Here is a 14,605-nt window from a genome sequence, read left to right on the forward strand (position 1 = left end):
ATATAAATTTTATAACGCGATATTATCAATCAGTCGAACTTCCCCTACATTTATTGCAATAAATGCGCGGTATTTTTCGCCCGAATTACGATGAATAGTTTCAATTAAATTGGATTCATTCGCAATTTGAAAATACTCTAAATTAAGAACAGAACTTTTATCAAATTCCTTGACAACCCAATCATTAATTTCTGATATTTGAGTAGTGTTGAATTTCGCTTTTACAGTTTTTAAAACGCTATAAATTAAAGGCGTTTCTTTTCGTTCCAATCCTGTAAGTCGCACATTTCTAGAACTCATAGCCAATCCATCATCTTCTCTAAAAATATCGCAACCATGAATATGTACAGGAATGTTAAACTTTTCTACAAGTTTTCGAATAATTTGTAATTGTTGAAAATCCTTTTCTCCGAAATATGCGTTAGTTGGTTTTACAACTTCGAATAGTCTTTTTACAATAGTTCCAACCCCATCAAAATGACCTGTTCTAAAAGCCCCTTCCATTTGGTTTTCTAGTCCGTTGAAATCAAATTTTTCAGCTACAGAATTATCACCATACATCTCTTTTGGAGAAGGTGTAAAAACAACATCGCAGTCTATGTTTTCTAAATGTTGTAAATCTGCGTCTATTGTTTTCGGATAATTGATTAAATCATCAGCATTGTTAAATTGTGTAGGATTCACAAAAATACTCACCACAACCAAATCGTTTTCGGTTTTGGCTTTTTCAATAAGTGACAAGTGCCCATCATGAAGTGCGCCCATGGTAGGAACAAAACCAATATTTCGTTCGGTGGAAGCCGATGATAAATGTTGTTGTAATTTTTTTATTGTTTCAAAAACCAACATAGTAATCTGTTAATTACTGTTAAAGGGGGTGCAAACTTACTCTTTTGGGCGTAAATTCTGTATTAAATTTCGTATTTTTGCACAAAATTAATTCATACTAATAGAATGAAGGATAAGAAAGTTTTGTACGTGTCTTCGGAAGTGGTTCCATATTTACCGGAAACCGAAATGTCGAGAATGTCTTTTGAGTCAGCGAGAATGGTGCATGGCAAAGGCGGTCAAACTAGAATTTTTATGCCAAGGTTTGGTGTTATTAATGAGCGAAGACATCAGTTACATGAGGTAATTCGTTTGTCAGGGATGAACTTAATTATTAACGATATAGACATGCCGTTAATTATAAAAGTTGCGTCAATTCCAAAAGAGAGAATGCAAGTATACTTTATTGACAACGATGAGTATTTTAAACGTAAAGCTATATTTACAGATGATAAAGGAGAATTATTCGACGATAATGATGAACGAATGATCTTTTTTGCAAAAGGAGTTGTGGAAACGGTAAAGAAACTAAATTGGGCACCGGATATTATTCATGTGCATGGTTGGATGGCTTCTTTGTTACCACTATATTTGAAAGAATATTACAAAGATGATGCGCTTTTTGAAAACAGTAAAGTAGTTACATCTATTTATAATAATAAATTTGACGGTTCGTTAAATGAAGAATTGAAGCAGAAAGTTCAGTTCGATAATATTGACGATCAAAAGTTAAATGAAATTGATACTCCAAACTTTTCTAATCTTCTAAAAATAGCCATCGAAAGTTCGGACGCAGTCATCACTGGAAGTGAAGATGTAGATCCTGAATTGGTGGAGTTTGCAAAATCTTTAGAGAAACCGGTATTAGATTTTCAACCGGTAGATCACTTTGAGGATGCTTACTACGATTTTTATCAAACAGAAGTGTTACAATAAATTAATATTGTTTATGGCTAAAAGTATTGTAAAGGCTATTAAGTTAGTAGCGTTAGCGTTGTTATTTGTTTCCGGAATAGTTTCTTGTGAAGGAGATCTTGAAGATGTAGGAGTTGGAATTGTAGATAATGGGTTATTTGAAACACAAGAGTTTTCTTCTAATGTAAAAGCCTATAATCAAAATGATTTAGAGGTTAAGGCAAATAGACTAGGTCAATATTTACTAGGAATTTATAAAAATAATGATTTTGGATCGTTAGATGCCTCTATTGTTGGGCAAGCTGCTTTTCTATCAACTATAAATTTTGGAACAGACCCAGCAATTGATTCTGTTGTGTTAAACATTCCTTATTTGGCAACTAGAGATGCAGAAGACAATGAAGACGGTTCGCCAAAATGGGAATTGGACTCTATTTTTGGTGACCAATCTACAGAGTATACACTAAGTGTTTACGAGTTAAACACTTATTTGAATACCTTAGATCCAGAGAATCCTGGTGAAGAATTAGATTATTATTCGGATGAAACGTATTTGTTTAAACCAACTGCTTTGTATAGTGGTGCGTTTAAGCCAAATAAGAATGATACGATATCAATTATTCAGCGTAAAGAAATAATAATTGACGAAGATACAATGGAGCATGATGCTGATACAATTAAAGAATCAAATTCGGCTCCATCGATAAAATTACCTTTAAACACTCAGTTTTTTGAAGATAATTTTTTAACCAACCCTGAGGTATTTGAAAGTCAAGCGGCTTTTATTGAGTTTTTTAATGGATTATACCTTCAAGCTTCAAAGATAAACCCAACAGATGATACATCTATTATGGCGTTAGAATTTCAGCGTTCAAAAATGATTATTTATTATACGAATACCGTTGGGGAGGAACGTACGAAGCAGACGGCAAATTTCTATTTTAACAATGTAAATAATAATACATATATTAGAGATTATACAGATTCTAAAGCGAAACCATTCTTAGATGCGCCAAATACAATAGATGGAGATACCCGTTTGTTTTTAAATGGAGCCGCTGGCTCTGTTGCTTTGGTTGATCTTTTTGTGGATGAAGATTTGGATGAAATTAGATCTAAAAATTGGTTAATTAATGAGGCAAACTTGATTTTATATTTAGATGAGTCTGCGGATTTATCTATTCTGCCAGAGCGTTTGTTCTTATACAATTATGAAGATGAAACTCAGATAGCGGATGTCGTTTTGGGTTCTGAAATTTTTGGAGGTTATTTAGAACGAGATGAAGATGGGAATCCATGGCGTTATAAAATGAAAATAACGAATTATATTTCGAGAATTCTAAAGGAAGATGACCCAACTGAATTGAAGCAATTAGCAATTAAGGTAATGAATGCTTCAGATATTCCAAATGAGATATTAGATCTTGAAGTTCAGGATTATAGTTGGACTCCAAAGGGAATTATTGTTCATGGGAGTAATTCGGAAAATGCTGAAAAAAGATTGAAATTGGAGCTTGTTTACTCCGAAAAGAAATAAAAAAGACTGCTAACTTAAAAAACTTATTGCTATGTGTGGAATCGCTGGATATATCGGATACAGAGATGCGTATCCTATTGTTGTAAATGGCTTAAAACGCCTCGAATATAGAGGTTATGATAGTGCCGGAATACTTATGTATAATGAAGGTGTTCATATATCTAAAACAAAAGGTAAGGTAGCAGATTTAGAAGCAAGCATTGCTGCTGAAGATGCAAAAATTGGAACTCTTGGATTCGGACATACACGTTGGGCGACCCATGGTGAACCAAATGATGAAAACGCCCACCCCCATGTGTCAAACTCAGGAGATTTAGTTATAATTCACAATGGAATTATTGAGAATTATGATACTATTAAAAAGGAGTTAATCAATAGAGGGTACACTTTTAAAAGTGATACCGATACCGAAGTGTTGGTAAATCTTATTGAAGAAATTCAAAAAACAAACAAAGTTAAACTTGGAAAAGCTGTTCAATTGGCTTTGAATGAAGTGATAGGTGCTTATGCTATTGCTGTGTTTGATAAAAATAAACCAAACGAACTGGTAGTTGCAAGGTTAGGAAGTCCTATTGCTATTGGTATTGGTGAAAATAATTCAGAGTTTTTTGTTGCTTCTGACGCTTCACCATTTATTGAATATACAAAAAACGCCATTTATTTAGAGGATGAGGAAATGGCTGTAATTAGAGTTGGGAAAAAAATTAAAACTAGAAAGTTATCTGACGATTCATTAGTAGATCATGATATTCATGAACTGAAAATGAATCTAGAACAAATAGAAAAAGGTGGTTATGACCACTTTATGTTAAAAGAGATTTATGAACAACCACATGCTATAACTGATACTTTTAGAGGGCGCCTATTGGTGAATGAAGGGATCATTAGAATGGCTGGTATAGATGATCATATTGAAAAGTTTCAGAATGCCAATAGAATTATTGTGGTGGCCTGTGGAACTTCTTGGCACGCTGGTTTGGTTGGAGAATATTTATTTGAAGATTTGGCACGTATTCCTGTTGAAGTTGAATATGCATCTGAATTTAGATATAGAAACCCAATTATTACAGAGAAGGATGTGGTAATTGCTATTTCTCAATCTGGGGAAACAGCGGACACTTTAGCGGCTATTAAATTAGCTAAAGAAAAAGGAGCTTTTGTATTTGGAGTTTGTAATGTAGTAGGTTCTTCTATAGCTCGTGAAACGCATGCAGGTGCTTATACGCATGCTGGCCCAGAAATTGGAGTAGCATCAACAAAAGCCTTCACAACTCAAATTACATTACTTTCTTTAATAGCATTGAAATTAGGAAAAGCGAATGGTAATTTGTCTCATGGTCAATACCATGCCTATTTGAATGAAATGGAATTGATTCCTAGAAAGGTAGAAGTTTTACTTTCAATGAATGAATTGGTACAGCATGTTGCGTCTATTTATAAAGATGTTCCTAATTGTTTATACTTGGGTAGAGGATATAATTTCCCGGTAGCCTTAGAAGGAGCATTAAAGCTTAAAGAAATTTCATATATCCATGCAGAAGGATATCCAGCCGCAGAAATGAAGCATGGACCAATTGCATTAATTGACGAAAATATGCCGGTAATTGTTATTGCAACAAGCAAGGGACATTATGAAAAAGTGGTAAGCAACATTCAAGAAATAAAATCACGTAAAGGAAAAATTATCGCAATTGTTACTGAAGGAGATACTCAGGTAAAAGAAATTGCGGACCATGTAATTGAAATTCCCGAAACAGACGAATTGTTTACGCCTTTATTGACTACAATCCCATTACAATTATTATCATATCATATTGCTGTGATGCTAGGTAAGAATGTAGATCAACCAAGAAATTTGGCAAAATCAGTTACGGTTGAATAATGGAATCATGCACCTTAACAGGTTTTCCATTATTCCATAAACACATAATATCGGTAGCCACAGAAGTTCCACTTCCGGTAGCTATTGCAAATTGACTTCGATGACCAGCAAGTACACCAGCAACGTAAATGTTTTTGGTAACTTGGTGGTCATCGTTTTTTAGTTGGGTTCTATTTTTTTCAGGTGGAAGTTTGGCATGTAACTCCGTATATTTTTCCACGCCTTTAATGCTAAAATTTTTAGGTCCAACGGCAACTACAATTGTTTTGGCCGTGTAACTATTCTTATTCGTTATAACTTCAATAGTATCATCACTCTCGATAATATTTAGAACTTTTTCATTTTCTATTTGATGTACATGCGGAAATAACTTAGATAATTGATCTGTACCAGCCTTCATGATTTCTTTACCGGTAATACTTTCTTTTAAGCCCAATACATTATTGAACATAGCATTTTGTAAAGAAGAGGTCTTTTGATGGGTAATAATGCCAATAGATTTATCTTTTGCATAAGGCTGTGTTATGGCAGAACCTAGCATTATTGCGCAAGAAAGCCCAGCTGCACCCCCACCAATAATCAATACATCGTAGGTCATTTAGAACAACATTTTAATATTTGCAGCAAATAGTTTTACAGCGATAGCAAGTAGAATAACACCAAATATTTTTCGAATTATTTTGATTCCATTTGGACCAATTAATCGTTCAATTTTAGAAGAAGTTTTTAGAACAATGTAAATTAAAATTACGTTTAAAATTACAGCAACAATAATGTTTTCAACTTCAAATTCCGCACGAAGCGACAATAGTGTTGTTAAACTACCTGGGCCTGCAATTAGAGGAAATGCTAATGGAAATACAGAAGCAGTAATAGCATCACCTTCATCGTCTTTATATAAAGTTATTCCTAAAATCATTTCAAGCGCAATAAAGAAAAGGATAAAAGCACCAGCCACAGCAAATGAATTTACATCAACCCCAATTAGAGACAATAAGCTTTTACCAAGAAATAGAAAAAAGATCATTATTATACCAGCGATTATTGACGCTTTTTCTGACTGGATTTGACCCGCTTTTTTACGTAAATCAATAATAATTGGAATATTACCAATAATATCAATAACAGCAAATAATACCATAAAGGCTGTAAATATTTCTTTAAAATTAAAATTCATGTCTAGTTATTTTATTGCAAAATTAGTAAATAGAGAATTGGATAATGTGATCTTAGTGTAAAATTAAGGAAATAATAATTGTATTTTCGCAGCATGATTCAAATTGGAAAAACAATTATTTCAGAAGACATACTCGAAAAAGAATTCGTTTGCAATTTATCAGCTTGTAAAGGAGCTTGCTGTGTAGACGGCGATGCAGGCGCTCCGTTAGAAGAGGGGGAATTAAAGAAATTAATGGATGTGTATCCTAAAGTAAAACCTTATTTAAGACCAGAAGGAATTGCAGCGATTGAAGAACAAGGATTGTTTACCACAACTGATGGTGAGCATGAAACCACGTTAATAGATGGTAAAGATTGCGCCTATGTCATTTTTGATGAACACAATACTGCATTATGCGGAATTGAAGAGGCCTACAATCAAGGAGATGTTGATTGGAAAAAACCTATTTCTTGTCATTTATATCCAATTCGCGTTCAGGATTACAGTGAGTTTTCTGCTGTAAATTATCATAAGTGGCAAATTTGTGATGATGCTTGTTCTTTAGGTAAAGAATTACAAGTGCCAACGTATAAATTTGTGAAGCAAGCTTTAATTAGAAAATTTGGTGAAGATTGGTATGCCGAATTAGAGAAAGTTGCAGAAGAATATAAAAAATTTAAGAGTAAATAATCTCATATTATTTTTCTCTTAAAATGATCTTCGTTTTTGACACCGTTACTTTACAATAGTAATTTTCTGATTTGACGTTTTGCAGAGAAGTCAGTACCCGTCTAGTTTTAGTAAATTTTCGTAAGCATAAACAGTTGATTTCAAGATAGTTGTGCAACTTGGTGTTTTGTGGCAATATCGCTAATTCTTAATAATTTGTTAAAAACTAGAGCCTATTGTGAATAAGTATGACTTTTATTTTTGACGATTATTTTAAATATTTGTTTCACTCCATTCAGAGAGAGAAACTAATTTTTTGACCCTAGATAAGATTCAATTCAAATGCCTAACGTAGAACCAATATTACAAGAAAATAAAGACAGATTTGTAATTTTTCCAATTCAACACCATGATATTTGGGATTGGTATAAAAAACAACAAGCAATGATTTGGACCGCTGAAGAAATTGATTTAGAGGCGGACGTTAAAGATTGGGAAAATAAATTGAGTGACGATGAGCGTTATTTTATCAAACATATCCTAGCATTTTTCGCTGCTTCTGATGGTATTGTAAACGAAAATTTAGCAGAAAATTTTGTAAACGAAGTACAATATTCGGAAGCGAAATTCTTTTATGGATTTCAAATAATGATGGAAAATGTACATTCTGAGGTGTATTCATTATTGATTGATACATATGTAAAAAAAGAAGCAGAAAAGGATCAATTGTTTAGAGCAATTGAAGTTTTTCCAGCAATTAAAGAAAAAGCAGATTGGGCGCTTAAATGGATAGAAAGCGATGATTTTGCAGAACGTTTAATTGCGTTTGCTGCTGTAGAAGGAATTTTCTTTTCAGGGAGTTTTTGCTCTATCTTCTGGATGAAAAAAAGAGGATTATTACCAGGATTAGCGTTTTCGAATGAGTTAATTTCAAGAGATGAAGGGTTGCACTGCGATTTTGCAGTTCACCTTCATAACAAGCATATTGTAAATAAAGTGCCGAAGGAAAAAATCACTAAGATTTTAACGGATGCATTAGACATAGAAAGAGGGTTTATTACCGAATCATTACCGGTTAGTTTAATTGGTATGAATGCCAAATTAATGACACAGTACCTTGAGTTTGTAACGGATAGGCTGTTGTTGGAGTTTGGATGTGAAAAGGTATATAATTCAACAAATCCATTCGATTTTATGGAAATGATTTCCTTAGAAGGAAAGACAAATTTCTTTGAAAAAAGAGTATCTGAATACCAGAAAGCCGGAGTAAAATCTGGAGGAACTGGAAGCATCTCTTTTGATGCTGACTTTTAAAAGTCACCTATATATTTAACGAATTCAACTGAATTCTTTAATAAAGAAACCCCACTTAGTTTCTTGTTTTAACAGGAGACTCCAAATATTTTGGCTTTTCGGTGAAATCCCGAATGGCAAAAAACATTAATTAAAATAGCCCATAGAGGCATAAGAGGTATAACTAATTAAAAAACGTTTAAAAAGATGTTCGTAGTAAAAAGAGACGGTAGGAAAGAACCAGTGATGTTCGACAAAATCACGGCAAGAATTCGTAAATTATGTTATGGATTAAACAAATTGGTAGACCCAACTAAGGTTGCCATGCGTGTTATTGAAGGATTATATGATGGGGTTACAACATCTGAATTGGATAATCTTGCTGCAGAAACTGCTGCGACCATGACGGTTCAACACCCAGATTTTGCAAAATTAGCGGCAAGAATCTCGGTATCGAACTTACATAAAAACACGAAAAAAACGTTTTCTGAAGTTGTAGAAGATTTATACAAATATGTGAATCCTAGAACTGGAAAAAAAGCACCTCTTATTGCTGACGATACGTATAAAGTAATTAAAGACAACGCTGTTAAATTAGATTCTACCATAATTTACAACCGTGACTTTAACTATGATTATTTCGGGTTTAAAACTTTAGAACGCTCTTATTTATTAAAAATTAATGGTGAGGTTGCCGAACGCCCTCAACATATGTTAATGCGTGTTGCTATTGGAATTCACTTAAACGATATTGATGAAGCCGTAGCAACTTATGAGTTAATGAGTAAGAAATTTTTTACCCATGCAACGCCAACGTTATTTAATGCAGGTACACCAAAGCCTCAAATGTCTTCTTGTTTCTTATTACAAATGCAAGATGATAGTATTGATGGAATTTACGATACGCTTAAACAAACTGCTAAGATTTCACAATCTGCAGGTGGAATAGGATTATCTATACACAATGTCCGCGCAACAGGGTCTTATATTAGAGGCACAAACGGTACATCTAATGGTATTGTACCAATGTTGAAAGTGTACAATGATACAGCGCGTTATGTAGATCAAGGAGGAGGAAAACGTAAAGGTTCTTTCGCAATGTACCTAGAGCCTTGGCATGCTGATGTTTTTGATTTCTTAGATTTAAGAAAGAATACAGGTAAAGAAGAAATGCGTGCTAGAGATTTATTTTATGCAATGTGGATTTCGGATTTATTTATGAAACGTGTGCAAGAAGACGCCGATTGGACCTTGATGTGTCCAAATGAGTGCCCTCATTTATACGATACGTATGGTGATGAGTTTGAAAAACTATATACTGGATACGAAAAAGTAGGAAAGGGCCGTAAAACTATCAAAGCACGTGAATTATGGGAGAAAATTTTGGAGGCTCAAATTGAGACAGGAAACCCATACATGTTGTACAAAGATGCTGCAAATAGAAAATCGAATCAAAAGAATTTAGGAACAATCCGTTCGTCTAACTTGTGTACAGAAATTATGGAATATACGGCAAAGGATGAGGTTGCTGTTTGTAACCTTGCATCTATTGCGGTTTCTATGTTTGTGAGTGAAGATAAGGATGGAAAGAAATATTTCAACCATAAAAAATTATTCGATGTTACTAAAAAAGTAACACGAAATTTAGATACGGTTATTGATCGTAACTATTACCCTGTGAAAGAAGCGGAGAATTCTAACTTCCGTCACCGTCCGGTAGGATTAGGAATTCAAGGATTGGCAGATGCATTTATTATGCTACGTATGCCGTTTACTTCTGATGAAGCAAAACAACTGAATCAAGAAATTTTTGAAACTATTTATTTTGCCGCTGTAACTTCTTCTATGGAAATTGCTAAAGCGAAAGAGCCATATTCAACATTTAAAGGTTCGCCAATGAGTGAAGGAGAATTCCAGTTTAATATGTGGAATGTTTCTGAAGATGATTTAAGTGGGCGATGGGATTGGAAAAAACTACGTAAGCAAGTAATGAAACACGGTGTTCGTAACTCATTATTAGTGGCACCAATGCCAACAGCATCTACTTCGCAAATTTTAGGAAACAACGAAGCCTTTGAGCCTTATACATCTAATATATATACACGTAGAGTATTGTCTGGTGAGTTTATTGTTGTAAACAAGCACTTATTAGAAGACTTGGTTGAATTAGGATTGTGGAACAACGATATGAAAGAAGATATTATGCGTGCAAACGGATCTATTCAACATATCGAGTCAATTCCACAAGATTTAAAAGAATTGTATAAAACTGTTTGGGAATTGAGCATGCGTGATATTATTGACATGGCGCGTCAGAGAGGATACTTTATCGATCAGTCTCAATCTATGAACTTGTTTATGCAAGACGCAAATTATGCGAAATTAACATCAATGCACTTCTATGCTTGGAAATCGGGCTTAAAAACTGGAATGTATTATTTAAGAACAAAATCGGCTGTAAATGCAATTCAATTTACGGTATCTAACGATAAGAAAAAGGAAGACGAACCATTAACGCCTGAGGAGTTGAAAGCAATGTTAATTGCTTCTCAAAACAATCCTGACGATTGCGAGATGTGTGGTTCATAAATCTTCTGATTAATCTCCAAAGACGAGAAAAAAAAGCCTCAACGTTAGTTGAGGCTTTTTTGTTTATAAATTTTTATCTATTACTTTTTAAAAGCATAGATTTCTAACAAACTAATCGTCGCTTTTATCAAATCTTCAGTTTCTAATAAAATACTAAAGTATAAGGTAGTGTTTTTAGGACTAGATTCTGTTGTTCTTGTACGCTCTACCTGCTTTTGTGCATATACCGAAACTTCATCTAATAAACCTTGTTTCTCTTCTAGAAGGCCTGAAATTTGATCAAATTCTCTCGTTTCAAAAGCAATTCTAGTTTTTGCAAATAAAGCCGTCAAATCATGAGAAATCTGCTTCAACTCTTTCAACTGATTTTTCTTTAAAGCCTTATGATTGTTGTTTATATGCTTATGACTTACTTTAGATATAAATCCTACAGATTGGGCAATATCTTGTAAATCGCCAATAACATCGATATAGAAAGTACTTGCACTTACAGAAGTTTCATCTAAATTCTTAATAAAGTAGAAGATGTTGTTTTGTAAATCTTCTATTTCAGTTTCCAATTTCTCAACTGTTTTTCTACCTTTTTTCAATAAGGCTAAATCCTGATTAATAAGACCGTTAATGGTATCTTCATTAATTTTACTTACTCTTTTCAATACTTTAGAAATATTGTCAGCACTCTCCTCAATAACACCTTGTACAGACTTGCTTTCTGATCTATTTAAGCTATCCTCTGCTTGTGCTTCTTTTTTCTTGTTAATATGTTTAATCGAGTTTCTTACTAATAAAAGAATAGCAATTAACAACAATATAGGAACCATTACTTCCTTGTTCCAACTAATTAAGATAGCAGCAATTGCAGCAGCCACAAAAGCAGTAATTGCAGTTCCAAACCAACCACCAATCACATTCAATACACCAGCAACCCTATAAACAGCACTTTCACTTCCCCAAGCTCTATCTGCCAAAGAAGTACCCATTGCAACCATAAAAGTTACATATGTTGTAGATAATGGTAATTTGTATGATGTAGCGATAGAAATAAGAACACCTGCAACCATTAAATTCACAGCAGCTCTTACCATATCAAAGGCAGGTAATTCGTGTGTTTTACCTTGCGTTAATTCAATAACAGGCTTCTCAAATTGCTCTTCAACTTTATCTTGGAAAGACTGTGGCGTTACTAATTTTAAATATTTGGATGCAGACATGGCTCCTCTTACCAATCCTCTAGATAAAAAGTTTGGTTGGAAACGCTCTTTCGTTTCACCTTGTGACGATAAATCTAACGATGTCTTTACTACATCTTTTGCTTTATTAGAGAACCATAATGTGGCAACCATAATAATTCCTGCGATGAATAATAAAATAGTCGGAGTTTCGACCTTACCTGCTAGAACCTCCATACTAAACAATGAAGCATCTATTCCAGAGGCTCTCCATTGGTTAAATGATTCTAAAGCAGCCATTGGCACTCCAATAAAGTTTACCAAGTCGTTTCCAGCAAAAGCTAATGCCAATGCAAATGTACCAACAACAATTATCAGTTTATAAATATTCGTTTTAAGAATTGCAATAAAAACATAAGAAAGCAACGACCAAATTACAAAACTAACTGCAACTATTGCAAGTACATAATTTTCTAAAAAGTCTTTGATGGTCATTCCGCCGATAAAATCGAATTGTTCTTTTGCAATTTCAGCACCTTTAATTCCTTTCATTAAGATAAAATACACCATTGCAGTCAAGGCTACACCTCCAAACAAAGAACCTACCCAAACAGGTTTCTTTTCAAAATTATACGATAATAATAATCTCGAAAGATATTGTACCAATGCACCAACAGAAAAGGCGACTAAAACAGATAGGAAAATTCCAAAAATAATTTTTGAGGCCGTTCCTGTATTTATATAATTAGATAACTCAGAAAAACTTTCTCCGTTAGCACCAATTTTTACCATAGCAACTGCTACAGCCGCACCTAATAATTCAAACACGATAGATACCGTTGTTGAGGTTGGCATACCTAATGTATTGAAGAAATCAAGCAATAAAATGTCGGTAATCATCACGGCCATAAAAATGATCATGATATCCTCAAACATAAACATACCCGGATTAAAGATTCCTTTTCGTGCAACCTCCATCATACCACTAGAAAAAATGGCCCCACAAGCAATACCAAGACTGGCAACAATCATTATAGTTCTAAACGAAATAGCCTTAGAACCTATTGCTGAATTTAAAAAGTTTACGGCGTCATTACTAACTCCAACCACCAAATCGGCTACGGCTAAAACCGCAAGAGCAATAATCATTAATAAGTAAATATTATCCATGTGTATATATTTTTTGCAAAATTAAATTTTTAAAAGTTTTTTAATGTTACCTTATAGTTATGTTTGTTTAGAAGTGCACCTCTAATTGTAATCTGTACATAAGATTGTCTCCTAAAAGATCAAGGTTCAAATAACTCAAATCTGATTGAATTTTAAGTTTATGACCTGCAAAATACTTAGAAAATCCTAATGTATATTGATTTGTTAAATCTTTATCTACTACATCTACGTGAGAAAGACGGCCTGTAAGTTCCCAGTTTTTCGGAAATAAGTAACCAGATTGAATATTTAAACCTGTACCCTCACGAACTACAAATCCAGTTGGTGTGTTATCAGAGTTTTTTGCAATGGGATCATCAGCAGTTCTTTTGGCATATTCTGCCATGAATGAGAATCCTTTGTATTTTAATATGGCGTCAATAAATACAGTATTAATATCTGTTTCATAAAACCCATCATCAGTAATCATAAATTCACCTTGATTACTTCTTGTTTTAACGGCGTTATTATTATGGTCAAAACCTATAGCAAAGTTCAATTTAACAGAAGACTCTCTTTGTAAAGAACTTCCTAAATAATCTCCCTTACTTTTAAAAGTTCCAAAAGGTAAAAACTCTAAACGACCCGTAAATTGATGACCACCAAGGTTTCCATAAGTAATATTTCTTCCTTCACCCTGTGCAATGGAAACGATTTCTCTAACTACAAATTTATCGGTTAAATTAAAATGGTGTCTTAATTGCAGACCAATATCTCTATCTATATTAAAATTGGCATTTAACAGAGACCTGTCTACTAACTGCAGATTAGCAGAAGAAATAACACGTTCTCTATTTCCTGGAAGTTTTGTTTGCCCTGCCCATAAAACAAAGTTTTCATGGAAGTTCCATTTTATAACGGCATCTAAAATTATTCGAGGAGTATCTCGCGTATAAATAGACCCACCAGAAATGTCCCTATTTGAAAGTCCGAGTTCAATTTTATATTTAAATTTTGGAGAAAATGCAAAACCATCAAATTTCAATCGGGCTCTTCGTATTAAAAAACTTGTATTGGCTTTTCCAAAATTTCCATCTTCATAATCCCAGTTAGTAGAGGATAACATTTGAATTCTAGGTGCAAATTTTACACTCCAAGAACTATCTTTTGCAACATGGTTAACCATGCCTTTTCCAAATTTGGTGTCACTTAATTTTTGAGATTGTACTGATACAGCTGCAAATAATGCAGCAAGAACTACAGCGTAGTGTTTTACCATTATATATCGTTATTAGTTTTTGTCGCTGCAAATAACCAACTACAATGTTAAGTTAATGTTATGAAGAAGTTATGATAACAATAAAAAAGGCTACCTAGTAGATTGGTAGCCTTACATTTCTAAATCAAGCCGACAA

The 14,605-nt window shown here is 33.7% G+C and carries 11 protein-coding genes; 6 read left to right on the forward strand and 5 right to left on the reverse strand.

What is annotated here, in order from left to right:
- Nucleotides 1-9: 9 nt before the first annotated feature.
- Nucleotides 10-849, reverse strand: a complete 840-nt coding sequence (gene panC / locus RM519_RS10460) for a pantoate--beta-alanine ligase (RefSeq protein WP_311593755.1) — start codon at nt 847-849, stop codon at nt 10-12.
- A 105-nt stretch (nt 850-954) separates the two neighbouring features.
- Here panC and RM519_RS10465 point away from each other — a divergent pair, with 105 nt between their 5' ends.
- From RM519_RS10465 to glmS, 3 genes are read left to right on the forward strand one after another with little or no spacing between them, the layout of a single operon-like run.
- Complete coding sequence (locus tag RM519_RS10465; RefSeq protein WP_311593756.1) at nt 955-1,764, forward strand: glycogen/starch synthase; 810 nt, start codon at nt 955-957, stop codon at nt 1,762-1,764.
- 13 nt (nt 1,765-1,777) lie between these two features.
- The gene (locus RM519_RS10470; RefSeq protein ID WP_311593757.1) at nt 1,778-3,280 is read left to right on the forward strand and encodes a DUF4270 domain-containing protein; all 1,503 of its coding nucleotides are present in this window, start codon (nt 1,778-1,780) and stop codon (nt 3,278-3,280) included.
- Nucleotides 3,281-3,311: 31 nt separating this feature from the next.
- Entirely contained in the window at nt 3,312-5,162 is a 1,851-nt protein-coding gene (gene glmS, locus RM519_RS10475) for a glutamine--fructose-6-phosphate transaminase (isomerizing) (RefSeq protein ID WP_311593758.1), read from the forward strand.
- On the opposite strand, the gene RM519_RS10480 is transcribed toward glmS, so the two are convergent.
- Both RM519_RS10480 and RM519_RS10485 read right to left on the reverse strand, forming a co-directional pair.
- Nucleotides 5,149-5,760, reverse strand: a complete 612-nt coding sequence (locus tag RM519_RS10480) for an FAD-dependent oxidoreductase (protein WP_311593759.1) — start codon at nt 5,758-5,760, stop codon at nt 5,149-5,151. The two genes, glmS and RM519_RS10480, sit on opposite strands and share 14 nt — an antisense overlap.
- On the reverse strand, nt 5,761-6,339 hold the full coding sequence (locus RM519_RS10485; protein ID WP_311593760.1) for a MarC family protein: 579 nt from the start codon (nt 6,337-6,339) through the stop codon (nt 5,761-5,763).
- A gap of 93 nt (nt 6,340-6,432) precedes the next feature.
- Between RM519_RS10485 and RM519_RS10490 the strand changes: the two genes are divergently transcribed.
- The 3 genes from RM519_RS10490 to RM519_RS10500 all read left to right on the forward strand — a co-directional run bounded on the left by RM519_RS10490 (nt 6,433) and on the right by RM519_RS10500 (nt 10,872).
- Entirely contained in the window at nt 6,433-7,011 is a 579-nt protein-coding gene (locus RM519_RS10490) for a DUF3109 family protein (protein ID WP_311593761.1), read from the forward strand.
- Nucleotides 7,012-7,332: 321 nt separating this feature from the next.
- Nucleotides 7,333-8,304, forward strand: a complete 972-nt coding sequence (locus tag RM519_RS10495) for a ribonucleotide-diphosphate reductase subunit beta (RefSeq protein WP_311593762.1) — start codon at nt 7,333-7,335, stop codon at nt 8,302-8,304.
- A gap of 186 nt (nt 8,305-8,490) precedes the next feature.
- A complete protein-coding gene (locus RM519_RS10500; RefSeq protein ID WP_311593763.1) occupies nt 8,491-10,872 on the forward strand; it encodes a ribonucleoside-diphosphate reductase subunit alpha in 2,382 nt (793 codons plus the stop codon).
- Nucleotides 10,873-10,952: 80 nt separating this feature from the next.
- Here RM519_RS10500 and RM519_RS10505 read toward each other — a convergent pair whose 3' ends face one another.
- Both RM519_RS10505 and RM519_RS10510 read right to left on the reverse strand, forming a co-directional pair.
- Nucleotides 10,953-13,211: an inorganic phosphate transporter gene (locus tag RM519_RS10505; RefSeq protein ID WP_311593764.1), complete on the reverse strand. Its 2,259-nt coding sequence runs from the start codon at nt 13,209-13,211 to the stop codon at nt 10,953-10,955.
- A gap of 67 nt (nt 13,212-13,278) precedes the next feature.
- On the reverse strand, nt 13,279-14,469 hold the full coding sequence (locus RM519_RS10510) for a porin (RefSeq protein ID WP_311593765.1): 1,191 nt from the start codon (nt 14,467-14,469) through the stop codon (nt 13,279-13,281).
- Between the last annotated feature and the right edge of the window lie 136 nt (nt 14,470-14,605).

It is taken from the genome of Urechidicola vernalis (assembly GCF_031846385.1).
GTDB classification, from domain to species: Bacteria; Bacteroidota; Bacteroidia; order Flavobacteriales; family Flavobacteriaceae; genus Urechidicola; species Urechidicola vernalis.